The following is a 24,262-nucleotide window of genomic DNA, read 5'->3' as shown; positions in this document are numbered from 1 at the left end:
AGATATTATGGAACGAGAAGCTAAAATACTGGTCGTGGACGATGAGGAACGTATCCGCCGGTTGATCCGTATGTATCTTGAAAGAGAAGATTACGTGATTGAGGAGGCAGAGGATGGCGAAGAAGCCTTCCAAAAAGCGGTCCAGGAAGATTATGATGTGATCTTGTTGGATTTGATGCTTCCGGGGAAAGACGGCATTGACGTCTGCCGTGAACTGCGTGAGAAGAAAGCGACACCGGTGATTATGCTGACGGCCAAAGGAGAAGAAGCGAATCGTGTCCAGGGCTTTGAAGCAGGGGCTGACGATTATATTGTGAAGCCTTTCAGTCCGAGGGAAGTGGTTCTGCGGGTGAAGGCCCTGCTGCGCAGGTCTTCCTCGACGAAGTTTTTGGAAACGGAAACCTCTGCCCGCAACGTCCTTGTTTTTCCTCATATGACGATTGATAATGATGCCCACCGTGTAACCGCTGATGGGAATGAAGTATCTTTGACACCGAAAGAGTATGAACTGCTGCATTTTATGGCGCAGGCCCCGGATAAGGTTTTTGATAGGGAAAGGCTTTTGAAAGAGGTATGGCAGTACGAATTTTTCGGGGATTTGAGAACGGTCGATACCCATGTGAAACGACTGCGTGAAAAACTCAGTAAAGTGTCCGCAGAAGCTGCCGGAATGATTGTAACGGTATGGGGCATCGGCTATAAATTTGAGGTCTCCGGCGATTGATGTTCTGGCGTAGTGTCGTAGGTAAATTGTGGTTTACCATCCTCTTTCTCGTATGTTTTGTTCTGTTTATTTTAACCATCCTTTTATTGGAGTTTTTTCAGAATTACCACATTCTTGAGGCGGAACGGCATCTTCTCCAGACCGCTGATAAAATATCGGAAGTGGTGGAGAGGTATGAGTCGGATGAGGATCTTCTTTTGTCTACGACAGAACTCGTCAAAGATCCTGCGAGCCGGGCTGTCATTACGTGGGGCCCGGACCGTCAGATTGCGGCGGAAAGCTCCTCTGAGAATCTTCCTGTCATCAATTATGATTGGTTTAGAAGCGACCCTGATTTATCCACGGTTATGGAAGAAGGCATGGACGTGAAAAAGGTAGCTGATCTGAGTGCCGGAGAAACCGGCATTATGGTTGTAGGTACACCCCTCACCGAGGGTCAGGGGGCGGTGTTTGTCTATCAGTCGCTGGATACGATTGAAGAGACTTCTGAACAAACGACTAAAATCATCTTCCTTGGTGCAGGGATTGCCATTGTTTTAACTACCATCTTTGCTTTCTTCTTGTCGACGAGAATTACTTCGCCTTTGATAAAAATGAGGGAAAGCGCCCTTGAACTTGCTAAAGGCCGCTTCAATACGAAAATCCCGATCCGTACTCATGATGAAATCGGCGAGCTTGCTATGGCTTTTAATCGGATGGGTCGGGAGCTGAAATTTCATATTAATGCCCTGAATCATGAGAAAGAACAGCTGTCCGGGATTCTTCGGTCCATGGCGGATGGGGTTATTACCGTGAACCGTCAAGGGGATGTTCTTGTATCCAATCCGCCTGCTGAACAGTACTTGGAGGCATATGAGTTTGAAAATCAAGGGGCAGATGGACACGTAGATCTTCCTGAACCATTACAGGAACTGCTGCAGCGCGTCATTATCGAAGAACAGGAGCTGATGACAGAAGCAACTCTGCAGGGGCGTTCATGGGTGATTTTAATGACGCCTCTATACGATCGTCAGAAAATCCGTGGTGCGGTGGCTGTTCTAAGGGATATGACAGATGAGAGGCGTCTGGATAAACTAAGGAAAGATTTCATTGCCAATGTATCCCATGAGCTTCGCACGCCTATTTCGATGCTCCAGGGCTACAGTGAAGCTATTGTGGACGACATCGCGGAAAGCAAAGAGGAAAAGAATGAACTGGCTCAGATTATCCATGATGAATCGCTTCGGATCGGCAGGCTCGTCAATGAACTGCTCGATCTGGCCCGTATGGAGGCGGGGCATATCCAGTTGTCCATGGATACGTTGGATATGGAATCCTACATGCATAAGATCATCAGGAAGTTCCAGGGGGTTGCGAATGAAAAGGGCGTGATCCTTCATTCAGCTATAGATCCTCAAGTGGAAACGGCCTCTTTTGATCCCGACCGGATCGAGCAGGTGTTTACCAACCTGATTGATAATGCCATCCGTCATACAGAAACAGGCGGCGAAGTCATGATTCGTGTGGAAGCCGGAACCGGGGCATGGGTGGGGGCGGTCAGTGACTCCGGCCTCGGCATTCCTGAAGAGGATCTGCCGTTTGTATTCGAGCGTTTTTATAAAGCAGATAAATCAAGAAAGCGTGAAAATAAGAATTACAAGAAAGGGACCGGCCTTGGTCTTGCCATCACGAAGAACATTGTAGAGGCTCATGAAGGTTCAATCAGTGTTCACAGCCGGCTGAAAGAAGGGACAACCTTCACCTTCAAGATCCCTTACCATCCGTAACGTAGAAGCTGCCTGCTGCAGGCTGCTTCTACGTTTTTTTTGGACGTTTGAAAGATCTGGTTTTCTTTTCTAAACGAAGACTTTAAGATGAAAGTGTAACGTTTGATACATAGGAGCGTCTAAATAAGTATCGCAGGAGGTACAGCCATTGAGAGCGTTCTTTGATGAACTTTATGATCATTACCACCAGGACCTGTTTCAGTTCATTTTTTATATGGTAAAAGACCGTAACCTGGCGGAGGATCTTGTCCAGGACGTTTACGTGAAAGTGTTGAAATCCTATCAATCTTTTCATGGGAAAAGCTCGGAAAAAACGTGGTTGTTTTCCATTGCTCGTCACGTAACCATCGATCACTTCCGCCGTCAGAAAAGGACGCGGGATCGTGTGGCTGAATTTTTTGACTGGGGCGATAAGGGCGCCCAGCTTCCTGACCGCGCTCCACTCCCTGAAGAAATCATTATCCAGAGTGAGGATGTGCGGCATGTCTACCTGGCGATGAACCATTGCTCTGTCGATCAGCGGACCGTTTTGATCCTCCGTTATATCCAGGGGCTTTCGATTAAGGAAACTTCCGAGGTTACGGGCTGGACAGAAAGTAAAGTGAAAACGACACAGCATCGAGCGCTGAAAACCGTGAAAGAATATACAGATTCAGTGGAAGGAGGGGGAGGAGAATATGAAAAAATCTAATAGACAGAACGTGGAAAAGCAGTTATCCAGGCTTCCTTCCATAAAAGATCATCAATCCAGAGATGTTCTCTACAAGGCAGTCAACCAAAAGTTACACCGGAAGGAAAAACGTATCCCTTCGTGGCTGGGGCCTGGATTTGCCGTCTGTGCCGTGCTCGTACTGCTCGCCGTCTTTATCCCTGTCTTTATGGCACAGAATCAACAATTGAATACCCAGCCTTCCACACAGACCAGTGATGAAGCTTCCCCGTCTCTGGAGAGCCCTGAAAAAGAAAGTTCTGCAGGATCCGCTGCGAAGGAAGAGGGGGAGTCTTCTGAGGCGCCCGATGGATCGTTCTCTATCAAGGAGGATGAGTGGTTTACATTCGCTTATCCGGGAAGGAATGCGGAAGTTGTTATTCCGGTTTCCACTCACGATGCTCTTCCTTATACAAAGGAAAAAGCGGAGGAGAAAGGGCTGTCAGACAGGCTTCTACAGAACGTCGAGATTGATATTGATGAAGAGACGAAAAAGGCGGAGGTTACTTTTCCGGATGAATTTGAGCCGGCAGGAACTGCGTATGTGCAAATGCTCATGGAAAGTATCCGCTGGGAGCTGGAAGGAAAAGGAGTGCGCACCATTGCGTTGAATCGTCCTTCCTATGATTCGGTCCCGATGGGGAATTACGGGGAACTGAACAGCCTGGACCCGATTTCGGAAGGGGAGTATATGTTTAAGCTGTACCAGTATAACGCCCAGTCCCCCTCTTATCTGGCTCCGGTTCCTACGGAAGGGACATCATCGCTGGAAGACGTGTTGAACTTGATGAAGGAGAAAGGTGGAGGAACGTATATCAGACCCTCTGTACCAGACCATGTGGAATTTGCCGTCGATAAGGTTGAAGAAGGGCATGTACAGCTGGACATTACTCATCAGGAGTGGAAGAGCGAACAGGAACTCATTCTGATGATTGAGGCTGTTTCAGCTACGGCCCGCCATTTCGGGATGTCCCGGGTCACCTTTGGTGGAATGGGAGTGGAGGAAGTAGGAGGGTATGATTTAACAAAACCTGTCGATCTGCCCGGTCCCTTTAATGTAGAATCATGATCCTTACCAAACTCCCCATGTTCAGGGGAGTTTTTTTGGGACGTTCCGGCTGATGCATGTTAAAATAGAACCGTCTGAAAAAGGAGACATGCAGATGGATCAAATGGAGATACAGCAATTAATTTCTCGAAAAATGAAGCTTATCCGGGTAGAATATGGATACACACAGAACCGGATGGCTGAAATCATCGGTCTGTCCAAAAAGACCCTTGTTCAAATCGAAAAGCAGCGAACGACGGCTGGGTGGACGACGGTCACAGCGGTCTGTGCGCTCTTCAGAGAAAGTGAGATCATCAGGAGAGTCTTGGGCGATGCGCCTCTGGAAATATTGGAAACGGCTGCCCATCTTCATATAAACGCCGGGGAGGAAGTCCCATCCACCCTGCCGGTGACGTGGACGGTCATCACTGAAAAAAGCAGTTTTAAGCTCGAACGAAATGAAAGGAGCGGACATTTCCGCATCAGTAGAGCGGGAACGAGGCTTTTTTCAACATGGAATCGTGTGGAGGCAGAACTCCATTTGGAGAAGATAGCACGTGACATATAAGAAAGGCCCCTTTTAGAAGGGGCCGGTGTATATTATTCGAATTTCAACGGATCTCCATGAAAAGGAGCTTCCGCAATTTTAATAGAATCGGTTGGACAGCCGTCAAAGGCATCTTCCATATCTTCCTCATATAAATCGGGTACAGCTTCCGTCCCCTCATTATCATCCATCACTGCAAAGGCAAGTCCTTCGTCATCATAATCATAGATGTCCGGAGCAGCAGCCCCGCAGGCCCCGCAGGCAATACAGGTTTCTTTATCGACCATCGTGTATTTCGCCAAAGGGTTTTCCCCTCCTTTTTCTAACCATTCTATATTGACAGGCATTGTCTATGAAAGTGGTCCACGTCCTATTGTAAATCTCCCCCCTGTATTTTTCAAATGGTTGACATGGAGCTGTTTTTCAGGGCGTGTTGTACGAACGATGAAAAAATCAAACGAGAAAGGTGGTGGGTGGATGTTTGAATCTATTGTCCTTCACTGCATCCAGCGTTTTAAAGGGGAACGGACGGTATCTGGTATTTTTAATATGCTGACAGGGAAAAGATCCTCCCAGACCATGCAGGATGCCAAAGCATATCAGCTTGATCATCTGTTCGGTATTTTTCCAGAGCTGGACCGCAGACGACTGGATACCGTGATCGACCAGATGTCTCATCGTGGAGAAATCGTTCTGAATGAGCAGAGTTTCCCACACATAACAGAAAACAGCCGGCAGCCGTCTCCGCACACGTTCCCGTATTTTCAGGGGATGACCTGGCATGAAGTGGTCCCGGCCTTCATTTCCCGTTTAAACCTTCTCGTACAGGCGTCTTCGAATAAAGAAGCGGGGATTCAGTCCTATGTAGCCATCGTTGACAATCCAGAAGCCCAGCTATGGGTGAAAAAGGTGTTCGCCACTTTCCAGAATAAGCTGGCCCGCCTCAACCAATCCTTGTATGAAGAGCTGGACAGACTTCTTTCTGCTCATGATCCAATCCAGGCGGAGCTGTTTACTCACCGCCTTACGGGTGGAGGGTGGATAGGTCTGACTATGGATCAGCTTAAAGAAAAATTCAGGATGTCCAAGGAGGATGTCCTGCTGGGGCTGAGACATACGTACTATTATCTATTTCAGCAGGCAAAAATGGACCAGGATGCCTATCCTGTCCTCCATTTATGCACCCGCGGTCTTCAAGCCTCCCATCTCGTTACAGCGTCCGCGGGGAAAACCTATCAGCTTATTGCCCAGGGGCTTTCCCTTGAAGAGATTGTGACTATCCGGCGTTTGAAGAAAAGCACGATACAGGATCATATTGTGGAAGCCGCCCTTGTAACTCCTGACTTTGACGTCTCTCCCTTTTTGACGGCGGAGCAGGTCGTGGAGATCAATCAAAAAGCGGTTGATTTGAATACCCAGCGGCTGAAGCACATTCATCAGGATCTTGGAGGCGTCTATGATTACTTTGAAATCCGCCTGGCTCTGGCTCATGGGCGGAGCACGCACATAGAAAGGAAGCCATTATCTTGAGTACACAGCTAGCAGCAGCATTAAAAAAATATTTCGGCTTTGACCAGTTCCGGGAAGGGCAGGAAGATGTCATTCAGGATGTGATGGACGGAAACGATGTTCTGGGGATTCTTCCAACAGGCACGGGTAAATCCTTATGCTATCAACTGCCCGCACGGCTTCTCCAAGGAACAACCATCGTTGTCTCCCCGCTTATATCCTTGATGGTCGATCAGGTGAAGCAGTTGAAGGCAGCCGGATATAAATCGGTCACAGCATTGAACAGCTTTATGGACATAAAGGAAAAAAAACAAGTGATTCAGAACCTTGATCAGTATGATCTTGTCTATATTTCACCGGAAATGCTTCAAAATGAACGGCTCCAGGAGGACTTTAAACGTATGACCGTTCCACTTTTTGTCATTGACGAAGCTCACTGCATCTCCCAGTGGGGGCACGAATTCCGTACAGATTATCTGAAACTGCACCGGATCATTGATTCGATAGGGAGCCCTCCTGTGCTTGCTCTGAGCGCCACCGCTACACCTGAAGTCCAGGGGGATATCATGGAGAAACTAAACCGCCCGGGGATGGTCCGCCATATCTATCCTATGGATAAACAGAACATCAGCCTGTCAGTGGAGGAAGTCCAAAGCCCTGATGAGAAAACAGAAAGAATCGTAAACATCCTCTCCCATATACACGCACCGACGATGATCTATTTCTCCAGCCGCCAGTGGGCGGAGAAGGTAAGCTTTGTGCTGAGAGAGAAGCTCAGCCACCGGACCGCCTTCTATCACGGAGGCATGGAACAGACGGACCGTATGCTCGTTCAACAGCAGTTTATGAATGGGCAGCTGGATGTGATCTGCTGTACAAGTGCCTTTGGTATGGGCGTGGATAAAAAAGACATCCGTCTGGTTATTCATTTTCACCTCCCGGCCCAGACCGAGTCGTTTATTCAGGAAATCGGTCGTGCGGGAAGGGACGGAAAACCTTCTGCCAGTCTCGTTTTGTTTACAAAAAAAGATCACTACCTTCCTCAAATGCTTATCCAGAGTGAGCTGCCTGAGCGGGAGCAGCTGGATGTGGTCCTTGGTTATTTGAAACGTCAGGAAGGACGCGGACTTTTGGAGGACGCATCGATCATGGAGCAGCTTCAACTTTCTGAATCGCAGTGGAATTTCATCAAATACCAGGCAGAAGAGCGGGGCGTGCTGGATCATGGAAAGGTTCAGCCGTTTCCGATGGATTTCGAGAGCCGGCTGCATGCGCTGCTGCGGGAACGGTGGACCTATAAACAGGGGAAACTTACGGAAATGCTGACATGGATCCATCATACAGGATGCCGCAGGGAAGCGTTATACCAATCTTTTCAGGACCATATCCGGCCGCCTTATGTTCCATGCTGTGATGCCTGTGGTTTTTCTGTAAATCATCTGACCTTTCATGAGTCACTGGAAACTCCGGCAGCAGAATCTTGGAGAGAGCGCCTGCAGATGATTTTTCATCAGGGGCCGCCCCATGCGTGAGGCCCAGCAGGAAATGATCCAGGAAATGTCAGACAAACAAATCACCTTTCACCTCCTTTTGACGCAGGTGCTCATTATGTCTGCCGCTGTCGTAGCAAGTGCCTTTCTTTTTGACCCGTTTCTTGCGGAATGGCAGGAGCAATTTCACATAAACTGGAGGCACTGGTGGCTTTACGGTGTCATTCCAGGACTTATTGTCCTTCTCATTGATTTGTTTCTCCTGTATGTTTTACCTGTGAGGGCTTATGATGATGGAGGAGTCAATAAAAAGGTTTTTGCGAGCCGGTCTTTTCCTGGAATTATCTTCATCACTCTGCTCGTTGCCGTAAGCGAGGAAATGCTGTTCAGAGGCGTCCTCCATCATGAATTCGGTTATATAACGGCAAGTGTACTGTTTGCCATTCTGCATATCCGTTACTTAACACGGGTGGTGCTGCTGTTATCGGTTTTATTTGTCAGTTTCTTTATCGGGTACATGTATGAAGTAACAGGAAGTCTTCCTGTTACCATGACAGCTCATTTCATCATTGATGTTGTTCTCGGTGTCTGGATCAGACTCGGGAAATGGGGGGAGAAGCATGCATCAGACGGATAAACGTGAAATCCATGAAGAAAAAGAACAGGAAGACCTCGATGTGCTGGGGCTGCCGCGGCGGCAGGAGGTCCATACGAGCAGAACGGGAAGAATCAGGTGGAAAGTCAGCACCGCCTGGATCAGTTTTTGGTTTATCGTATTCATAGTTCTCATCTGCTTTATCTTCTCTTATCCTTTATGGGGCGAATGGCTCAAGGGGATATCTTTTCAGCCGCTGAATCTGAATGAAAAAGCGCCCTACCATGAAGAAATCACGGTGGAGCGCTGAACGTTCAAAAGAATTGTTTCCGGTCCTTTTCGAATTTTAAAATCTCCACAGCTTCACGGAAGCGCTGGGAGTGGATGACTTCCCGCTCCCTGAGAAATTTGAGGCTGTCATTGAGGCACGGATCATCGGACATATTAATGATCCATTGATAAGTGGCCCGTGCTTTTTCCTCGGCAGCTATATCCTCATACAAATCAGCAATGGGATCTCCTTTGGCTGCTATATATGTAGCTGTCCAAGGACTACCTGCTGCGTTTTGATAATACAAAGCGTGATCGTGGTTGGCGTAATGCGCACCAAGCCCTGCCTCTTTCATTTGTTCAGGTGTAGCATCCTTCGTTAATTTATAAATCATGGTTGCAATCATTTCAAGATGGGCGAATTCTTCTGTTCCTATATCTGTTAATAAACCGATGACTTTATCAGGGATGGTATATCTCTGATTCAAATAACGGAGAGCGGCCGACAGTTCCCCGTCCGCTCCGCCGTATTGTTCGATGAGATATTTGGCCAGTCTGGGGTTGCATTCCGTTACTTTAACCGGATACTGCAGTTTCTTTTCATAAAACCACATGTTCTACCTCCTTAAAGTTCAAAGATTTACACCTGCCATGGCCAAGGGGCATCGGACCAGTTCCATGGATACCCGGAAAAACTGCCTCCATACTGCCGGAGGGGGCCGTATTTCTGTTCAAAGACGGTTTTCAAATCCCGGCTTTCCACTGCAAGCTGATTAAACTGCTGAACCGCCTGCGTATCTTCGGGATGTGTGTCCAAATAAAGCGTTAAATCAACCAGAGCGAAATCGACCATTTGAATTTTTTCCATCAAGGAATAGCGCTCCTGATCGTGGGATTGACCCTGCTTCATCCTTTTCCTCCTTTAGGTACGGGCGTCGGGTAGGGGTCATAAAGACAGGGCCATAAGGTTCCTTTGTACAAAGCTTCCTGCAGAGGATACTGCTGCAGGTTCATTGGCTGGAATCCGAGGTATAAATTAGGTGGTGTCTGGTAACACTTGGTCCTGATGGGTGGACACGGATCAAAAGGCCCGTAATAAGGGTGGTAGCACTTCACTGGTGTATACATATTTCAACACTCCCTTTGTCTCCAAAAATATATGTGTCCAAATGTTGTCCTATTCTGATTAAGGCAGGAGAACCGCCGGCTTCAGGCGAATAAGGTACTGACCATAAAAGAAAGAGGTGACAGGTATGTTTGTAAAAGGGATCATGAAACCAGTTCATCAGTCATTTACAGCAGATGTAAACACCAGTTTGAAAGACGTGCTGGAATTGTTGGAGCAGAAAGACATCGAAGCTGTGCCTGTACTGGAGGGGAACCTTTTCAAAGGTATGATTTCGAAGGAAATGATTTATGAATCCTGCTATAAAAAGGACGGTCTGCAAGACACGGGAACTTTCCTGCAAGAAACACCTGCTGGGGAAGCGGCCGGATATGAAGATTTCTGTATTACCAATGAAGAAGTGTTTGAACGCACACTACCAATGTTCAAGGGCTTTGCCGTACTCGCGGTGGTGGATGACCATCGTGTTTTTCAAGGGCTTGTGACACGGTATGATGTGATTGAACAATTTGAGAGTGCCTTTGGTGTAAAGAAACAAGGCATTCGGATCGCCTTTACGTCAGAAGAGTCTGAGGGCCGGATTGAACGGCTGGGGGACATCATCAAAAACTATCACGAAAACGTGATTTCTCTTGCTACCTTTGACGAGACAGATAAGCTGGCAAGGAGAATCGTTTTGAAAATCGAGGAAAATGATAATATAGAAGCCTTTACGAAAAAACTTGAAAAGTCAGGTTTTCGAATCTTAAGCGTCAAACATGTATAACCACTGCCGCTGTGCCTATCCAGGCATAGCGGTGTTTTTTTGGATATGCTATCATGATATTTTCGCTGCGGAAAACAAGGAGGTGGGCTGGAATTGGTGATATGGATACTTGTATTGGCTGTGGCAGGGCTCAGTGTGCTGTTGTATATGAGGTACCTGGCTGGTAAAGATCATGTCAGAGAGGAAAAGGTGCAGAACGCCTTTGGAAAAGACGGAGACCACCTGCGTATTTTCTTTATCTCTGATATACATAACCGCATCATTAAAGAACAAACATTAAAGAAAGCCGGGAAGGTGGATGCCGTCATTATCGGTGGAGACCTGGTGGATAAACGGACATCCATTTCTAAACTTGAGACGAACCTGAAACGTTTGAAACACTGGGAAGTACCGGTTTACTTTATACCAGGCAACAATGATCATGAACTGATCGAAGAACCACTGACGGCCGTATTGGACAGACATCGGGTTGTAACGTTGTCCAATGAAGATTTGGAAGGAGAAGGAATAGGAGGCACACCGTTCATAGTAACGGGTCTTGACCCTTATTTCCTGAAGCCGAGGCGGTCGCTGAAACTGGCTGATTCTTCCTGTTTCCGGATCTTATGCGTACACGATCCCTATGTATACAGTCAGATGAATCTCCAGGAAAAAAACAAGTATGATCTCGTATTGAGTGGTCATACTCACGGGGGACAGATCAGGCTGTTCGGCATAGGTCCCTATCAGCGCGGAGGATGGAGCAGAAGGGCTTCTGTTCCTCACCTGGTGAGTGAAGGGTACGGAACATCCCTTCTGCCGTTAAGACTTGGGACAAGAGCAGAGTGTCACGTCATTGACATCAGCGGATATGTAAAGGATTCTTCTAAAAACCTTGCATAAAGAATATACAAATTTTACACAATCCGTTTGATTCCTATATAATTAAAGTAAAAGACTTACTTGGAGGCAGGCTTATGGCTACGACTAAAGCAAAATATAATATTAAAGCGGTGTCACAGATGCTGGGCATCCAGCCTGGAACACTCCGAGCCTGGGAACGTCGGTACAGAATGATCCGTCCTTCCCGCAATGAAGCAGGTCATCGGCTTTATACAGATGAGCATATCAGGATATTAAAATGGTTGATGGAAAAAGTGGATAAAGGTTTTACGATATCACAGGCGGTTTCACTCCTGGAAAGCAATGAAGACGCCGTCACCCATAATGAGCACTCAGAAAACCGCACACAGCTTGATAAAATTGGTGATCAGCTGCTGGACAGCCTTCTTTCGTTTAATGAGAATGACGCTCAGCGGCATCTTGATCATGCATTCAGTCTGTTCACGCCTGAAACGGTGGCGATTGATATTATCGGTCCGATTCTCGTGAAAATCGGGGATTTGTGGGAGGAAAACAAAATCACAAGCGCCCACGAGCACTTTGCCAGTCAGTTTATCCGCTCCCGTATAGGCATGATGCTTCTTTCCATTCCTTCGGACAGTATGCTTCCTAAAGCTCTGCTCGTATGCGGCCCGAATGAACGGCATGAACTGGGCCTGCTTATTTTTGCCCTCTTTTTGAAGCGGAAAGGTTATGATGTCATCTATCTCGGCCAGAGCATCGCAGGAGGAGATATCGATATTGTGATCAATGAAATTGACCCCGCTTATATGTTTATGTCCTGTACACTAAAGAAAAATATACCGATCACGATTCGTCTGGCCGAGGCGCTTCAGCGTGAATTTCCTTCTCTTAAGATAGGTCTCGGCGGATATGCCTATGACCGGCTTTCTGAATTGGACAAGAAACGGATACAGCCATTTATCGTTGGAAATTCCAAGCGTGCATGGGAACAGTGGCTGCAAATGAACTGATGGACTGGGAAATTATATTTGCCCCCGGCTTCAAATGTCGGATATAATTTGAAAAAAGGTGCCATATTGGCGCCGGTCATCATACTATATAGATAACACATCGTGACCAGGGGGGCGATCATATGCGAGTAGAGAGAATGACGAGTGAAAAATTCAAGATTTTCCTTACTTTTGACGATTTAATGGACCGGGGCCTCTCCCGCGAGGAACTCTGGAATGATCTACCTCGCGTACACCGGATATTCAGCGATATGATGTATGACGCAGGCATAGAGCTCGGAGTAGAGCTTACAGGAGTTCTGCTCGTGCAGGTTTATCTGCTTCAGGCACAAGGCATGCTTGTCGTTGTGACAAGAACAGAGCCTGCTGATATTGAGGAAGATGACGAAGACTACCTTGAAATGAAGGTAACCCTTGATGAGAGCAAGGAAATGATGTTTTCCTTTTCTGATTTCGAACACGTCATCCAGGCGGGGATCCACCTGCATCAGCTTGGTGTGACAGGGGGAAGTATTTATCATTATGAGGATTCCTATTATATGCTTTTGGAAGATAAAGAAATAGATCACCTGGACCAGGATCAGGTCATTGCCCTGCTTTCTGAATACGCTTCAGCCACAGCCGTAACCTCATACCGGCTGATGGAATATGGGAAATCGATTATGGACAAAGATGCCTGTGAATCAATAACTAAACATTTCTCTTAATGATGAAGGAACGAGTCTTGAAGAAAAGCTCGTTCTTTTTATTTATGGATAGAAGGCCTATTGTCAAACGTGTTACTATAAAGGTTGGCAAATCTATATCGTGGTAGGAAATGGAGTGTAGGAAATGAAGATTGCGGTGTTATATGGAGGAACCTCAGGGGAACGGGAAGTTTCCTTGTCTACAGGGAAGGGAATTATACAAGCATTGAAAAATAAAGGCCATGAGGTTACGGCCGTCGATTTTTCCCCGGATCATCTGGACCAGGTCACAGCGCTTGATGTGGACCTTGTATTCATCGGGCTGCACGGGCGCTTTGGCGAAGACGGAAGGATTCAAGGTCTTCTTGATATGAAGGGGCTCCCGTATGTTGGTTCAGGGGTGCTGGCTTCTGCTCTGGCGATGGATAAGGCTAAATCCAAGCAGATCTTTTCCCTGAACGGCTTGAACACAGCGGAGAGCGCTGCTTTTGATGTTACAGATGAGAGTCAATGGTCTTCGATTGAACATACGATCAAGCAGCAGTTTCAGGTTCCCTATGTCATTAAACCGAACCAGGAAGGGTCCACACTGGGACTGACCATCGTAAAGGATGAGGCAGATGCCGGCCTGGCGGTTAAAACAGCAGCACAGTCGGATTCTATGATTCTAGTAGAGGACTATGTAAAAGGAAGAGAAGTAACTGTACCCGTCATGGGGCGCCGAGGGGAAGAGAAGGCTCTTCCGGTCATTGAAATTATTCCGAAGAATGATTATTACGATTTTGATTCAAAATATCAACCAGGTGGAAGTGAACATATCGTACCAGCTGAACTGCCGGCTGATATGACGGCGAAGCTTCAGGAAGATGCCGTTCGTGCTCATCAGCTGCTGGGATGTGACGTTTATTCACGCGTGGATTTCATTATTAATGATAAAAATGAACCGGTTATTCTTGAAGTCAATACCCTGCCGGGAATGACGCCGACGAGTCTGTTTCCTGATGCCGCTCAAGAGATCGGCTTAAGTTATGATGATTTAATCCAATCGTTCGTAGATCTGTCCCAGCCTGCATATGAGAAAAAGGTGTAATCGCTTACAACTTCTTTGTGAAAACGGATGAAAAAGCTGGTTTCGACCTTTCCAACAGGCAGAGGAACGTGTATACTATTCACTGAAAGAAGAGCCCTAATCGAATGGATGATATAGGAGGTAAATGGATGGTAGCCGATAAGCCTGCAGACAATGCAAACGAAAAAAATGACAAACTTGACGTGTTGAAATCCACGCAGACCGTGGTTAAAAAAGCACTTGATAAATTAGGATACCCTAATGAAGTATATGAATTAATGAAAGAGCCTGTCCGCATGATGACCGTAAGAATTCCTGTAAGAATGGACAACGATCAGATTAAAATCTTTACAGGGTACAGGTCCCAGCATAATGATGCTGTAGGTCCAACCAAAGGCGGCGTCCGTTTTCATCCAAATGTGTCTGAAAAAGAAGTCAAAGCGCTCTCCATCTGGATGAGTTTAAAAGCCGGTATTGTCGATCTTCCGTACGGCGGAGGAAAGGGCGGTATCGTATGTGATCCGAGGGAAATGTCCTTCCGTGAACTGGAAGGAGTCAGCCGCGGATACGTCCGGGCGATCAGCCAGATCGTAGGCCCGACGAAAGATATTCCCGCTCCCGATGTATTTACCAATTCACAGATTATGGCGTGGATGATGGATGAATACAGCCGCATTGATGAATTTAACAACCCGGGTTTCATTACAGGTAAACCGCTGGTGCTCGGTGGTTCCCACGGAAGGGAAACCGCGACAGCGAAGGGCGTAACCATCTGCATTGAAGAAGCCGCCAAGAAAAAAGGCATCAATGTCGAAGGCGCAAGAGTCGTCGTTCAAGGCTTTGGTAATGCCGGAAGCTTCCTTGCGAAATTCATGCATGATAAAGGTGCTAAAGTGGTCGGAATATCGGATGCCTACGGAGGGCTTCACGATCCGGATGGTCTTGACATTGACTATCTTCTGGACCGTCGTGACAGCTTCGGCACAGTGACCAACCTGTTCAACAATACGATTACGAATGAAGAACTGCTGGAGCTTGACTGTGATATTCTTGTTCCCGCAGCTATTGAAAACCAGATTACAGAAGATAACGCCTATAACGTGAAAGCGAACATTGTCGTAGAGGCAGCGAACGGGCCAACGACACTGGAAGCAACGAGAATTCTTTCTGAGCGCGGCATCCTTCTTGTGCCGGATGTACTGGCTTCTTCCGGGGGCGTAACCGTTTCCTACTTTGAGTGGGTACAGAACAACCAGGGATATTACTGGACAGAAGAAGAAGTGGAAGAGAAGCTTCATAAAGTCATCGTCAAAGGTTTTGACAATGTCTACCGTACATCAGAAACAAGGCGCGTGGATATGAGACTGGCCGCCTATATGGTCGGGGTCAGAAAAATGGCAGAAGCATCCCGTTTCCGTGGATGGATATAACTTGATTCTATAAATGGAATCTCCTATCATGATGATGGTAGGAGATTCATTTTTTTGAAATGAACGGAAGAACGTTGTTGGAAAGAGGAGTGTTATACGTGCATCAACAAGAAAAAGCCATCATCATCGGCGGCGGTCCCTGTGGGATGAGTGCAGCTATTGAACTTCAGAAGGCTGGTATTGAACCGTTAATCATTGAAAAAGGGAATATTGTAAATTCTATTTATCATTACCCGACCCATCAAACTTTCTTCAGCTCCAGTGAAAAACTGGAAATTGGTGAAATTCCTTTTATTTCTGAAAGGCAGAAACCGGTGCGTAATGAGGCGCTTGCTTATTACCGTGCGGTGGCGGAGAGAGAGAACCTGCGGGTGCATACGTACGAAAAGGTTCAAAAGGTTGAAAGAGAAACTAGCGGGTTCATCATCCATACAGAAAAATCATCGGGTGAACAATCATCGTATGCAGCGAACCAGGTAATCGTTGCGACAGGCTATTATGATCAGCCGAACTTCATGGGTGTCCAGGGGGAGGAGCTTCCTAAAGTGATGCACTACTTCAAAGAGGGGCATCCCTATTACAACAAGAATGTCGTCATCATCGGTGGAAAAAACTCGGCAGCGGATGCTGCTTTGGAACTGGAAAAATCAGGTGCTCGGGTAACCGTTCTGTATCGTGGTGAAGATTATTCGAAAAGTATCAAGCCATGGATTCTCCCTCAGTTTGAAGCCCTTGTGAGAAAAGGAATCGTTACCATGGAATTTTGTGCCGACGTAAAAGAGATTACTCAGGATGCCGTCCGATATGAATGCAATGGGGAAGAAAAAAGTGTGGCGAACGACTTTGTCTTTGCAATGACGGGCTATCAACCTGACCACAGCTTCCTGACGAAAATGGGCGTGGAGATAAACGAGGAAACCGGGCGTCCATCCTTTAATGAGGACACAATGGAAACGAATGTTCCAGGCATTTATATTGCCGGTGTCATCGCTGCCGGATATAACAACAATGAAATCTTTATTGAAAACGGACGCCACCACGGCGGGAAAATCGCTGCTTCCATCGCAGCGGAATCAAAAGCGTAAAAAAACGTTCAGGCACCCGCCTGAACGTTTTTTTTTCAGCTGAACATATGCTCGAGTTCTGTCATATTCGCCGTCATCTCCAGAGCCACCATTAACTTGATGCGGGCTTTTGGACCTGTCAGGCCGTTTGCGAAGATGATGCCCATATTTCTAAGCTGTCGTCCGCCTCCAGGATAGCCGTAAGTGTCCTGGACGATTCCCTGATAGCAGCGGGAAACAAGGACAACGGGAATGCCTTCCTTAATTGTCCTTTCCAGTGCTTCCATCGTTTCAGGAGGGAGGTTGCCCTGTCCGAGTGCTTCAATGATCAGCCCGTCCACACGGCTTTCGCGTACCGCATCGATTAAATCGCCGTCCATCCCTGCGTATGCTTTAATCAAAGACACACGTTTGCCTATGTTTTGGATCGGATAGGAGTCATGCCGGGTCATCTTATGGTGGAAAAAGACATCCGATTTTGTCGTAATTCCGATAGGCCCGTATTGAGGGCTCTGGAAAGTCGCAACATTGCTTGTGCTCGTCTTCGTTACATTTTTGGCTGTGTGGATTTCGTCATTCATAACGACGAGCACACCTTTGTCCTGGGCTTCATCACAGCTCGCCACCTTTATGGCACTTAGCAGGTTGTAGAGCCCGTCCGCTCCTATTTCATTACTTGAACGCATCGCTCCTGTTACGACGACGGGTTTTCTTGTTTGTAAGAACAAATCCAGGAAGTAGGCTGTCTCCTCCAATGTGTCTGTTCCGTGAGTGATTACGACGCCATCATAATTTCGTCTGGCCATTTTTTCATGGATATAGCGGCCGAGTTTCAACATATGGTCGGGACGGATGTGCGGGGAAGGAAGATAGAATAGAATATCATCCTCAATTTCCACCTGTCCTTGAAGAACTGTTGTGATTTCCTCCAGCGGATGGCGGGAGGAGGTATTGACTTCACCGGTTTCCTTATCTTCTTTCATTGAGATGGTTCCACCTGTATGTATGATTAAAATGCGCTTCATGAATCATCCACCAACTTTCTATATCGATAGTTCCTTTTCTTTATTCTTCATGATACGATGAATCTTAGTTGAAAGAAAGAGAGAGGGTTGATTACCTTGGCCATATTGACCGCTGCCATATCACCTGCTGTGGCCATCATGACATTCATATACTTAAGCAAGCGTATAGAACTTGAGCCTCTCCCTCTTATTATACGGATGTTTGTTATCGGCGTCATTATGGTTTTTCCCATCATGTTTATCCAGTATGCCTTTGAGACGGAACAGGTCATTACAAACCAGTTATTTGTATCCTTCTTCCTTGCAGGTCTCCTGGAGGAATTTTTCAAATGGTTTTTTCTATTATTTGTCGCCTACAGACATTCTCATTTCGATCACCACTATGATGGCATCATTTACGGTGGAGCGGTCAGTCTCGGGTTCGCGACGATCGAAAATGTTCTTTTCCTTTTTAATAAAGGGATTGAAATTGCGATGCTCCGGGCGGTCTTTCCTGTTTCTTCCCATGCCCTGTTCGGCATCATCATGGGGTATTATATGGGTAAGGCGAAGTTTACAACGGTCCATATCCGAAAGTCTCTGGCCTGTGCGCTTATCATCCCTGTTGTATTACATACGATTTATGATTACATCATCACGATTCAGACGGATACGTGGGCGTATTGGATCACCCCGTTCATGGTCGGTTTATGGATAGTCGGAATTCGAAAAATCAGACTCGCCAACGATCATCATGAATCCATCTATCATAGAAATCAAGAGACACCCTGATGAGGGTGTTTTTTTTTACTGCTATTCACCTGTTTTCCAATCAAAAAATTACCTGAAGGCGTTTTTACAAAAATCCATTTCAACGAGTACAGATGACGGGAATGTATAAAGTCGGGCGTAAGTAAAAAACTACTTCCATAACTAAATTATTGCGTCAGGGGTGTATGGTGGATGTTATGGAAGAAAACAATGGTCGTTACTGCAGGTCTGGTCCTGCTGATATTCCCAATAGCAGATGGCACATGGAGCAAACCGGTTCATGGATTTTCCAGTCAGGTCATCCAGCAGGGGGCAACAGGCGATGATGTCATTGAACTGCAGGCAAGGCTTCAGTATCTCGGCTTTTATAATGGCGATATTGATGGTGTGTTCGGCTGGGGGACTTATTGGGGGCTTCGGAATTTCCAGTATGAATTTGGATTGGACATCGATGGCCTGGCCGGTCAGGAAGTGAAGGATAAGCTTGTCAAAGCCAGTAATTACGATGAAGGATATGTGAAAAAACAGATCCAGGAAGGCAAAGACTTCACCCATTATGGCGGCGTTCCAAAAAGCCAGCAGACGAAGCAGCCTTCCGGTCAATCTCCTCCATCTTCAAAACAGCCGGAAAGCCAGGGAGGGGACCAGGGCGGGGGACAGCCGGATGAGCCGACAGCTGTCAACGTTCCGAGCGGATATTCACAAAATGATATTCAGCTTATGGCGAATGCCGTCTATGGCGAGGCTAGGGGGGAACCTTATGTAGGTCAGGTGGCTGTTGCGGCTGTCATATTGAACAGAGTTCAGAGTGCTTCGTTCCCGAATACAGCATCGGGGGTCATATTTGAACCTCGGGCATTCACAGCCGTGGCAGACGGTCAGATCTGGCTCGAGCCGAACGATCAGGCCAAGGAGGCGGTCATGGATGCCATCAATGGATGGGATCCATCCGGACAGGCGTTGTACTACTTTAATCCAAATACCGCCACTTCAGACTGGATTTGGACAAGACCTCAAATCAAGCAGATTGGAAAACATATCTTTTGTAAATAGGAGGTGCGAGTATGATCAGGTGGTCTTTTATTGTTGTCTTAAGTATTGCCGCTGTCGGTCTGGGCGTATGGGGGTATCAGGAGAATCAGGATAAAAATGCGGTTCTTATTCAAGCGGAAAACAGTTATCAACGCGCTTTTCATGACCTTACGTTTAACATCGATCTCCTTCATGACAAGATCGGCTCCAGCCTGGCTATGAATTCCAAGCAGAGTCTTTCCCCGCAGCTCGCGGACATATGGAAAATTTCTTCTGAAGCTAATTCGGATGTCGGGCAGCTGCCCCTGACGCTGCTTCCGTTTAGCAAGACAGAAGAATTTCTCTACGACGTTGGTGATTTTGCCTACCGCACAGCGGTGAGGGACTTGGAGAAAAAACCGCTGAGTGATGAAGAGGTTAAACTGCTGGAAGAACTGCACGAAAAGTCAGGGGAGATTGAAAGCGAACTGAGGAAAGTGCAGAATGTAGTGTTGAGTGACAACCTTCGCTGGATGGATGTGGAGCTGGCGCTGGCCACGAATGATGAAGCCGGTGATAATACGATTGTCAATGGTTTTAAAACAGTTGAAAAATCGATGGACAGCTTTGAAAGCTCTGTTACAGAGGTCGGGTTTGGAAGTTCCGGGCCTGAGAAAAATTACCGCAATCTTCAAGGAGAAAACCTGACCAAGGAAGAAGCGAAGAAAACAGCTTCCCAATGGCTTGAAAAAGTGGATACCGAGAAGCTTACGCTGACGAAATCAGGAAAAGGAGCAGATGTTCCTACTTATACAGCCTCCTTCCAGGAAGGAGATAAAAACGGGTATATCGACCTTACTGAAAAAGGTGGACACCCGTTGACTATGATGATCAGCCGGGACGTCAATGATCCTGAAATAAGTCTGTATGAGGCTTCTGAGAAGGCCAAGGAGTTTGTCAGCGGATTGGATATTGACAATCTTGAACTTGTAGAAAGCAACCAGTATGACAAAATGGGTGTATTCCGCTTCCTTTATACGAAAAACGATGTCCGCTTTTTCCCGGATGCCGTCGTTGTTAAAGTTGCCTTGGATAATGGCGAGGTCCTGGGGCTGTCGGCCAGAGATTATTACGATTATCATAAGGACCAGGATTTGAATGAGCCGGAAATTACACTGGAAGAAGCACGCTCCAAAGTGAATCCGAACGTGGATGTCCAGGAACATCATTTGTCTGTGATTGAAAATGATTTGAAGGAACAGGTGCTGTGTTATGAATTTCTAACTACGATGGAAAATACAACCTACCGTATATTCATAAATGCATCCACAGGAGAAGAAGAAAAGGTCGAAACGTTGAAGAAAGCAGAAATGAAATTCAATCAGGAAATTTAATAGGAAAAAGACACTTTCCAACAGGATGGTGTCTTTTTTCTTAAAACTTTGTGCCTATATTCTTCCTTTTTCTTCTTTATAATGAGATAATTCCCTTAACTGATTCATGTCAAGGGAGGGTTTTAAATGGAGATTTTTCCTATAGGAACATCCGTCATCTTGGAGGTTCCGGGCGGACATTCAAAAGATGTGCCCGATAAGTACAGGTGCAGACTCGTGGATATTGAACAGGAGCGGATATACATTGATTATCCCATCCATACGGAAACAGGAAAAACAGGTTTCTTTTATGAAGGGACGCTGTTTCATGCGAGTTTTGTGGGAGAAGATGATTGCGTGTACTGGTTTAAAACAGAAGTGTTGACACGGAAAATCAAAAACATACCAGTCATTGTCCTTTCTTTTCCGGGGGTGAATGGTCTTGTGCGTATTCAACGGCGCCGTTACGTGCGGGTGGATGCAGCCGTGGATGTAGCCGCGCGCTCTTCTGATTATTCCTTCACGACCGTAACCAGTGACATCAGTGGTGGGGGGATGATGTTTACGAAGCCTCCGCATCATGACATTCAACAAGGGGATGGGATGGACTTCACCATTGTGCTTCCTATGAATGCCGGAGATTATTTTTATCTCTTGGCAGCAGGTTCGGTTGTCCGGGTGGTCCCGGCTACTTCCAGTCAAACGGCCCGTATATCGGTAGAGTTTACGGATATAGAGGAAAGAGACCGCCAGCAGATCATCCGCTACTGCTTTGAACAACAGATGAAGTGGCGGGCTAAAGCGCTGAATTAGCTTTTTAAATAGATTTTCTCCCTGGGATTGTGTTATTCTGAACAATGGTAAAAGTAGTCATTACAAGGGTAGGATCGGTTTCCACCCTGTAGTCAGGACAGATGGAGGAAATAGAACGTATGATGAACACAATCACGATTGCAATTGACGGTCCAGCGGCTGCCGGAAAGAGTACAGTAGCAAAAAAAGTCGCAGAAAAACTTTCATTTATCTACGTGGATACCGGAGCTATGTACCGTGCTCTGACATGGAAAGCCATCGAGGAAAATGTCTCGCTTGAGGATGAGGACGCTCTTTTTTCCCTTTTAAACAGAACGGATTTGAATCTTGTCCAGTCGGATGAGGGCCAGCGTGTCCTCGTGGATAAGAGTGATGTATCTGAGCGCATCCGCACGGCAGAAGTGACCAACCAGGTATCTATTACAGCAAAACACAGGAAAGTGCGGGAGGAAATGGTACGCCGTCAGCAGGAATTGGTTAAGGACAAAGGTGTTGTGATGGACGGTCGTGATATCGGAACCCATGTGCTGCCGGATGCGGAAGTGAAAATCTTCATGATCGCATCTGTCGACGAAAGAGCGGAGCGCCGCCATAAGGAAAATGTGGAAAAAGGATATCCCTCAAACCTTGAGGAATTAAAAGAAGAAATCCGCCGCCGTGATGAGCTGGATTCCAACCGTGCTGTATCCCCGCTCCTCAAAGCGGATGACGCCGTTGAAGTGGATACCACATCGATGAACATTGAAGAAGTCGTCGGCCGTATCCTGGAAATCGTGAAACAGAAAAGTCCAAAGGGGGAATAACGATGAGCCTCTATAAAATTGGTAAGCTGCTCTGCAGTGTCATTTTCTATCCCCTGTACCGGATTAAGGTTGTAGGGAAGGAAAATATTCCGGCAGATGGACCGGTTATTATCTGTTCCAATCATATTTCGAATGTAGACCCGCCTGTGGTTGGAATTACCAGCAGCCGGAATATTTACTTCCTCGCCAAAGAAGAGTTGTTTAAAAACCCTTTGATTGGGGGAATATTGAAAAAAGTCCACGCGTTCCCAATTAAACGCGGGATGAGAGACAGAAATGCTCTCCGCAAGGGTCTGGATATTCTTAAAGAAGGTCACGCCCTTGGGCTGTTCCCTGAAGGGACAAGACAGAAGAGCGGGGAAATCGGTCAGGGACTTGCCGGTGCCGGGTTCTTCGCCCTTCGATCTGAAGCTGCGATCGTTCCGTGTGCTATCATCGGACCTTATCAAAAGTTTAAGCGTCTGAAGGTCGTTTATGGAGAACCGATAGACATGTCGGAATACCGTGAACAGAAAGCGTCGGCCCAGGTCGTAACAGACCGGATCATGGAAGAAATCAGACAATTGCATAAAATTCATGAATGATATGGCGTAATCACTTGACAAAATGCTCTAAATATTAGAAGTTAGACAAAAGGGCATTTCTGTATTATTAGGTTGTGTCGGAAATTGAAGGAGGTAGCTTGGTATGGATGAAATGAATCAGGAAGTATCAGGAATGAAAGAATTCTCTGCAGGGGACATCGTGACTGGTAAGGTCGTGAAAATCGAAGAAAAACAAGTCCTTGTAGATGTTGGATATAAAGTCGAGGGGATTGTACCCATCAGTGAATTATCCAGCCTTCATGTTGAAAAAGCATCAGACGCAGTTAATGAAGGGGACGAACTGACCCTGCAGGTGAAAAAGGTGGAAGACGATGAAATCGTACTTTCCAAGCGCGCTGTAGACGCCGATAAGGCGTGGCAGGATCTTGAGGCTAAATTCGAAAGTGGAGAAATCTTCGAAGCAGAAGTCAAGGACGTTGTAAAAGGCGGTCTTGTTGTAGATATCGGTCTTCGTGGATTTATTCCAGCTTCTCTCGTTGAAACGTATTATGTGGAAGATTTTGAAGACTACAAAGGGAAAACACTTTCTCTTAAAGTGGTTGAGCTTGATCGGGAGCAGAACCGTGTCATTCTTTCTCACCGTGCGGTCGTGGAAGAAGAGGAATCAGCCAAGAAGCAGGAAGTTCTTCAATCCCTTGAGGAAGGACAGGTCATCGAAGGTACAGTACAGCGCCTGACTGACTTTGGCGCGTTTGTAAACCTCGGAGGTATTGACGGTCTTGTACATATCTCCCAGCTTTCCCACCAGCATGTGGAGAAAGCGGCAGATGTGGTTGAAGAAGGCCAGTCCGTGAAGGTTAAAGTGCTTTCTGTTGACCGCGACAATGAAAGAATTTCTCTTTCCCTCAAAGCTACACAGCCGGGACCTTGGCACGATATCCAGAATAAGGTGAACTCCGGAGAAACTCTTGAAGGTACGGTACGCCGCCTTGTAAGCTTCGGTGCTTTTGTGGAAGTTTTCCCTGGAGTCGAAGGTCTTGTGCATATCTCTCAAATTTCCAACCGCCATATCGGGACGCCGGATGAGGTGCTCGAAGAAGGCCAGACTGTTCAAGTGAAAGTTCTGGATGTGGATGAAGGGGCGAAACGCCTGTCTCTAAGCATGAAAGAACTGGAGCGTGATGAAACGCGTGCGGATATTGAACAATATGAAAGAGAAGAAGACAATTCCGGCTTTTCTCTAAGCGATATGATTGGTGACAAGCTGGATAAATACAAAAAATAAAT

28 protein-coding genes are annotated in these 24,262 nt (G+C 46.7%); 23 read left to right on the top strand and 5 right to left on the bottom strand.

What is annotated here, in order from left to right:
* The first annotated feature begins 7 nt into the window (after positions 1-7).
* From ACXAGL_RS18425 to ACXAGL_RS18405, 5 genes are all read left to right on the top strand, one after another.
* Positions 8-724, top strand: a complete 717-nt coding sequence (locus ACXAGL_RS18425) for a response regulator transcription factor (protein WP_474968720.1) — start codon at positions 8-10, stop codon at positions 722-724.
* Positions 724-2,490, top strand: a complete 1,767-nt coding sequence (locus tag ACXAGL_RS18420) for an ATP-binding protein (RefSeq protein ID WP_474992405.1) — start codon at positions 724-726, stop codon at positions 2,488-2,490. Before ACXAGL_RS18425 ends, ACXAGL_RS18420 begins: the two co-directional genes overlap by 1 nt.
* A 148-nt stretch (positions 2,491-2,638) precedes the next feature.
* Positions 2,639-3,181 (top strand): RNA polymerase sigma factor SigX, encoded by a 543-nt coding sequence (sigX, locus tag ACXAGL_RS18415; protein ID WP_474968718.1) that lies wholly within the window; start codon positions 2,639-2,641, stop codon positions 3,179-3,181.
* Entirely contained in the window at positions 3,168-4,268 is a 1,101-nt protein-coding gene (locus ACXAGL_RS18410) for a hypothetical protein (RefSeq protein WP_474992052.1), read from the top strand. The genes sigX and ACXAGL_RS18410 overlap by 14 nt, the downstream gene beginning before the upstream one ends.
* A gap of 94 nt (positions 4,269-4,362) precedes the next feature.
* Positions 4,363-4,815 (top strand): helix-turn-helix transcriptional regulator, encoded by a 453-nt coding sequence (locus tag ACXAGL_RS18405; RefSeq protein ID WP_474971365.1) that lies wholly within the window; start codon positions 4,363-4,365, stop codon positions 4,813-4,815.
* Positions 4,816-4,847: 32 nt separating this feature from the next.
* On the opposite strand, the gene ACXAGL_RS18400 is transcribed toward ACXAGL_RS18405, so the two are convergent.
* Complete coding sequence (locus ACXAGL_RS18400) at positions 4,848-5,096, bottom strand: ferredoxin (protein WP_027954456.1); 249 nt, start codon at positions 5,094-5,096, stop codon at positions 4,848-4,850.
* Positions 5,097-5,271: 175 nt separating this feature from the next.
* On the opposite strand from ACXAGL_RS18400, the gene ACXAGL_RS18395 reads away from it, so the two are divergent.
* The 4 genes from ACXAGL_RS18395 to ACXAGL_RS18380 are packed head-to-tail and all read left to right on the top strand — an operon-like array spanning position 5,272 to position 8,698.
* Positions 5,272-6,324: a YpbB family protein gene (locus ACXAGL_RS18395; protein WP_474992050.1), complete on the top strand. Its 1,053-nt coding sequence runs from the start codon at positions 5,272-5,274 to the stop codon at positions 6,322-6,324.
* Positions 6,321-7,835 (top strand): RecQ family ATP-dependent DNA helicase, encoded by a 1,515-nt coding sequence (locus tag ACXAGL_RS18390; RefSeq protein ID WP_474992048.1) that lies wholly within the window; start codon positions 6,321-6,323, stop codon positions 7,833-7,835. The genes ACXAGL_RS18395 and ACXAGL_RS18390 overlap by 4 nt, the downstream gene beginning before the upstream one ends.
* Complete coding sequence (locus ACXAGL_RS18385) at positions 7,828-8,430, top strand: lysostaphin resistance A-like protein (RefSeq protein WP_474992046.1); 603 nt, start codon at positions 7,828-7,830, stop codon at positions 8,428-8,430. The genes ACXAGL_RS18390 and ACXAGL_RS18385 overlap by 8 nt, the downstream gene beginning before the upstream one ends.
* On the top strand, positions 8,414-8,698 hold the full coding sequence (locus ACXAGL_RS18380) for a hypothetical protein (protein ID WP_474992044.1): 285 nt from the start codon (positions 8,414-8,416) through the stop codon (positions 8,696-8,698). The genes ACXAGL_RS18385 and ACXAGL_RS18380 overlap by 17 nt, the downstream gene beginning before the upstream one ends.
* A 4-nt stretch (positions 8,699-8,702) precedes the next feature.
* Here the strand turns inward: ACXAGL_RS18380 and ACXAGL_RS18375 are convergent, their stop codons facing one another.
* From ACXAGL_RS18375 to ACXAGL_RS18365, 3 genes are read right to left on the bottom strand one after another with little or no spacing between them, the layout of a single operon-like run.
* Complete coding sequence (locus ACXAGL_RS18375; RefSeq protein WP_027954451.1) at positions 8,703-9,272, bottom strand: manganese catalase family protein; 570 nt, start codon at positions 9,270-9,272, stop codon at positions 8,703-8,705.
* 26 nt (positions 9,273-9,298) lie between these two features.
* On the bottom strand, positions 9,299-9,568 hold the full coding sequence (locus ACXAGL_RS18370) for a spore coat protein CotJB (protein WP_474968711.1): 270 nt from the start codon (positions 9,566-9,568) through the stop codon (positions 9,299-9,301).
* On the bottom strand, positions 9,565-9,786 hold the full coding sequence (locus ACXAGL_RS18365) for a spore coat associated protein CotJA (RefSeq protein ID WP_027954449.1): 222 nt from the start codon (positions 9,784-9,786) through the stop codon (positions 9,565-9,567). The genes ACXAGL_RS18370 and ACXAGL_RS18365 overlap by 4 nt, the downstream gene beginning before the upstream one ends.
* A 125-nt stretch (positions 9,787-9,911) precedes the next feature.
* Here ACXAGL_RS18365 and ACXAGL_RS18360 point away from each other — a divergent pair, with 125 nt between their 5' ends.
* The 7 genes from ACXAGL_RS18360 (at position 9,912) to ACXAGL_RS18330 (ending at position 16,676) form a co-directional block, all read left to right on the top strand.
* Positions 9,912-10,550, top strand: coding sequence for a CBS domain-containing protein (locus ACXAGL_RS18360; protein WP_474992043.1), 639 nt, complete (start codon positions 9,912-9,914; stop codon positions 10,548-10,550).
* A gap of 96 nt (positions 10,551-10,646) precedes the next feature.
* A complete protein-coding gene (locus ACXAGL_RS18355) occupies positions 10,647-11,432 on the top strand; it encodes a metallophosphoesterase (protein ID WP_474992403.1) in 786 nt (261 codons plus the stop codon).
* 74 nt (positions 11,433-11,506) lie between these two features.
* Positions 11,507-12,406, top strand: a complete 900-nt coding sequence (locus tag ACXAGL_RS18350) for a MerR family transcriptional regulator (protein WP_474968709.1) — start codon at positions 11,507-11,509, stop codon at positions 12,404-12,406.
* Between the two features lie 122 nt (positions 12,407-12,528).
* On the top strand, positions 12,529-13,113 hold the full coding sequence (locus ACXAGL_RS18345) for a genetic competence negative regulator (protein WP_474968708.1): 585 nt from the start codon (positions 12,529-12,531) through the stop codon (positions 13,111-13,113).
* A gap of 124 nt (positions 13,114-13,237) precedes the next feature.
* Positions 13,238-14,182, top strand: coding sequence for a D-alanine--D-alanine ligase (locus ACXAGL_RS18340; RefSeq protein WP_474968707.1), 945 nt, complete (start codon positions 13,238-13,240; stop codon positions 14,180-14,182).
* A gap of 128 nt (positions 14,183-14,310) precedes the next feature.
* Entirely contained in the window at positions 14,311-15,591 is a 1,281-nt protein-coding gene (locus ACXAGL_RS18335) for a Glu/Leu/Phe/Val family dehydrogenase (protein ID WP_027954443.1), read from the top strand.
* 146 nt (positions 15,592-15,737) lie between these two features.
* Entirely contained in the window at positions 15,738-16,676 is a 939-nt protein-coding gene (locus tag ACXAGL_RS18330; protein WP_474992402.1) for a YpdA family putative bacillithiol disulfide reductase, read from the top strand.
* 35 nt (positions 16,677-16,711) lie between these two features.
* Here the strand turns inward: ACXAGL_RS18330 and ACXAGL_RS18325 are convergent, their stop codons facing one another.
* Positions 16,712-17,680 (bottom strand): asparaginase, encoded by a 969-nt coding sequence (locus ACXAGL_RS18325; protein ID WP_474968706.1) that lies wholly within the window; start codon positions 17,678-17,680, stop codon positions 16,712-16,714.
* Between the two features lie 96 nt (positions 17,681-17,776).
* On the opposite strand from ACXAGL_RS18325, the gene prsW reads away from it, so the two are divergent.
* The 7 genes from prsW to rpsA all read left to right on the top strand — a co-directional run bounded on the left by prsW (position 17,777) and on the right by rpsA (position 24,260).
* Positions 17,777-18,451 carry a glutamic-type intramembrane protease PrsW gene (prsW, locus tag ACXAGL_RS18320; protein ID WP_474971371.1) on the top strand — a complete coding sequence of 225 codons (675 nt, stop codon included), beginning with the start codon at positions 17,777-17,779 and terminating at the stop codon, positions 18,449-18,451.
* A gap of 171 nt (positions 18,452-18,622) precedes the next feature.
* Positions 18,623-19,483 carry a spore cortex-lytic enzyme gene (sleB, locus tag ACXAGL_RS18315; protein ID WP_474968704.1) on the top strand — a complete coding sequence of 287 codons (861 nt, stop codon included), beginning with the start codon at positions 18,623-18,625 and terminating at the stop codon, positions 19,481-19,483.
* A gap of 11 nt (positions 19,484-19,494) precedes the next feature.
* Positions 19,495-20,835: a germination protein YpeB gene (gene ypeB, locus ACXAGL_RS18310; protein ID WP_474968703.1), complete on the top strand. Its 1,341-nt coding sequence runs from the start codon at positions 19,495-19,497 to the stop codon at positions 20,833-20,835.
* Positions 20,836-20,961: 126 nt separating this feature from the next.
* A complete protein-coding gene (locus tag ACXAGL_RS18305) occupies positions 20,962-21,627 on the top strand; it encodes a flagellar brake protein (protein WP_474992041.1) in 666 nt (221 codons plus the stop codon).
* A gap of 119 nt (positions 21,628-21,746) precedes the next feature.
* Positions 21,747-22,430, top strand: coding sequence for a (d)CMP kinase (gene cmk / locus ACXAGL_RS18300; RefSeq protein ID WP_474968701.1), 684 nt, complete (start codon positions 21,747-21,749; stop codon positions 22,428-22,430).
* 2 nt (positions 22,431-22,432) lie between these two features.
* The gene (locus ACXAGL_RS18295) at positions 22,433-23,014 is read left to right on the top strand and encodes a lysophospholipid acyltransferase family protein (RefSeq protein ID WP_474968700.1); all 582 of its coding nucleotides are present in this window, start codon (positions 22,433-22,435) and stop codon (positions 23,012-23,014) included.
* A 103-nt stretch (positions 23,015-23,117) separates the two neighbouring features.
* Entirely contained in the window at positions 23,118-24,260 is a 1,143-nt protein-coding gene (gene rpsA, locus ACXAGL_RS18290; RefSeq protein WP_027954434.1) for a 30S ribosomal protein S1, read from the top strand.
* Positions 24,261-24,262: the final 2 nt, after the last annotated feature.

It is taken from the genome of Halobacillus sp. ABA4_118, from assembly GCF_056160205.1.
This window is presented reverse-complemented; position numbering and strand designations above follow the sequence as displayed.

Coding starts and splice junctions, on each gene's coding strand:
- ACXAGL_RS18410 (WP_474992052.1), top strand. CDS start 3,168: ATGAAAAAATCTAATAGACAGAACGTGGAAAAGCAGTTATCCAGGCTT.
- ACXAGL_RS18295 (WP_474968700.1), top strand. CDS start 22,433: ATGAGCCTCTATAAAATTGGTAAGCTGCTCTGCAGTGTCATTTTCTAT.
- ACXAGL_RS18395 (WP_474992050.1), top strand. CDS start 5,272: ATGTTTGAATCTATTGTCCTTCACTGCATCCAGCGTTTTAAAGGGGAA.
- rpsA (WP_027954434.1), top strand. CDS start 23,118: ATGGATGAAATGAATCAGGAAGTATCAGGAATGAAAGAATTCTCTGCA.
- ACXAGL_RS18325 (WP_474968706.1), bottom strand. CDS start 17,680: ATGAAGCGCATTTTAATCATACATACAGGTGGAACCATCTCAATGAAA.
- ACXAGL_RS18305 (WP_474992041.1), top strand. CDS start 20,962: ATGGAGATTTTTCCTATAGGAACATCCGTCATCTTGGAGGTTCCGGGC.
- ACXAGL_RS18330 (WP_474992402.1), top strand. CDS start 15,738: ATGAGTGCAGCTATTGAACTTCAGAAGGCTGGTATTGAACCGTTAATC.
- ACXAGL_RS18335 (WP_027954443.1), top strand. CDS start 14,311: ATGGTAGCCGATAAGCCTGCAGACAATGCAAACGAAAAAAATGACAAA.
- ACXAGL_RS18375 (WP_027954451.1), bottom strand. CDS start 9,272: ATGTGGTTTTATGAAAAGAAACTGCAGTATCCGGTTAAAGTAACGGAA.
- ACXAGL_RS18360 (WP_474992043.1), top strand. CDS start 9,912: ATGTTTGTAAAAGGGATCATGAAACCAGTTCATCAGTCATTTACAGCA.
- ACXAGL_RS18350 (WP_474968709.1), top strand. CDS start 11,507: ATGGCTACGACTAAAGCAAAATATAATATTAAAGCGGTGTCACAGATG.
- ACXAGL_RS18345 (WP_474968708.1), top strand. CDS start 12,529: ATGCGAGTAGAGAGAATGACGAGTGAAAAATTCAAGATTTTCCTTACT.
- cmk (WP_474968701.1), top strand. CDS start 21,747: ATGATGAACACAATCACGATTGCAATTGACGGTCCAGCGGCTGCCGGA.
- ACXAGL_RS18425 (WP_474968720.1), top strand. CDS start 8: ATGGAACGAGAAGCTAAAATACTGGTCGTGGACGATGAGGAACGTATC.
- ACXAGL_RS18370 (WP_474968711.1), bottom strand. CDS start 9,568: ATGAAGCAGGGTCAATCCCACGATCAGGAGCGCTATTCCTTGATGGAA.
- sleB (WP_474968704.1), top strand. CDS start 18,623: ATGTTATGGAAGAAAACAATGGTCGTTACTGCAGGTCTGGTCCTGCTG.
- ACXAGL_RS18340 (WP_474968707.1), top strand. CDS start 13,238: ATGAAGATTGCGGTGTTATATGGAGGAACCTCAGGGGAACGGGAAGTT.
- ACXAGL_RS18365 (WP_027954449.1), bottom strand. CDS start 9,786: ATGTATACACCAGTGAAGTGCTACCACCCTTATTACGGGCCTTTTGAT.
- ACXAGL_RS18405 (WP_474971365.1), top strand. CDS start 4,363: ATGGATCAAATGGAGATACAGCAATTAATTTCTCGAAAAATGAAGCTT.
- ypeB (WP_474968703.1), top strand. CDS start 19,495: ATGATCAGGTGGTCTTTTATTGTTGTCTTAAGTATTGCCGCTGTCGGT.
- ACXAGL_RS18420 (WP_474992405.1), top strand. CDS start 724: ATGTTCTGGCGTAGTGTCGTAGGTAAATTGTGGTTTACCATCCTCTTT.
- ACXAGL_RS18385 (WP_474992046.1), top strand. CDS start 7,828: ATGCGTGAGGCCCAGCAGGAAATGATCCAGGAAATGTCAGACAAACAA.
- ACXAGL_RS18380 (WP_474992044.1), top strand. CDS start 8,414: ATGCATCAGACGGATAAACGTGAAATCCATGAAGAAAAAGAACAGGAA.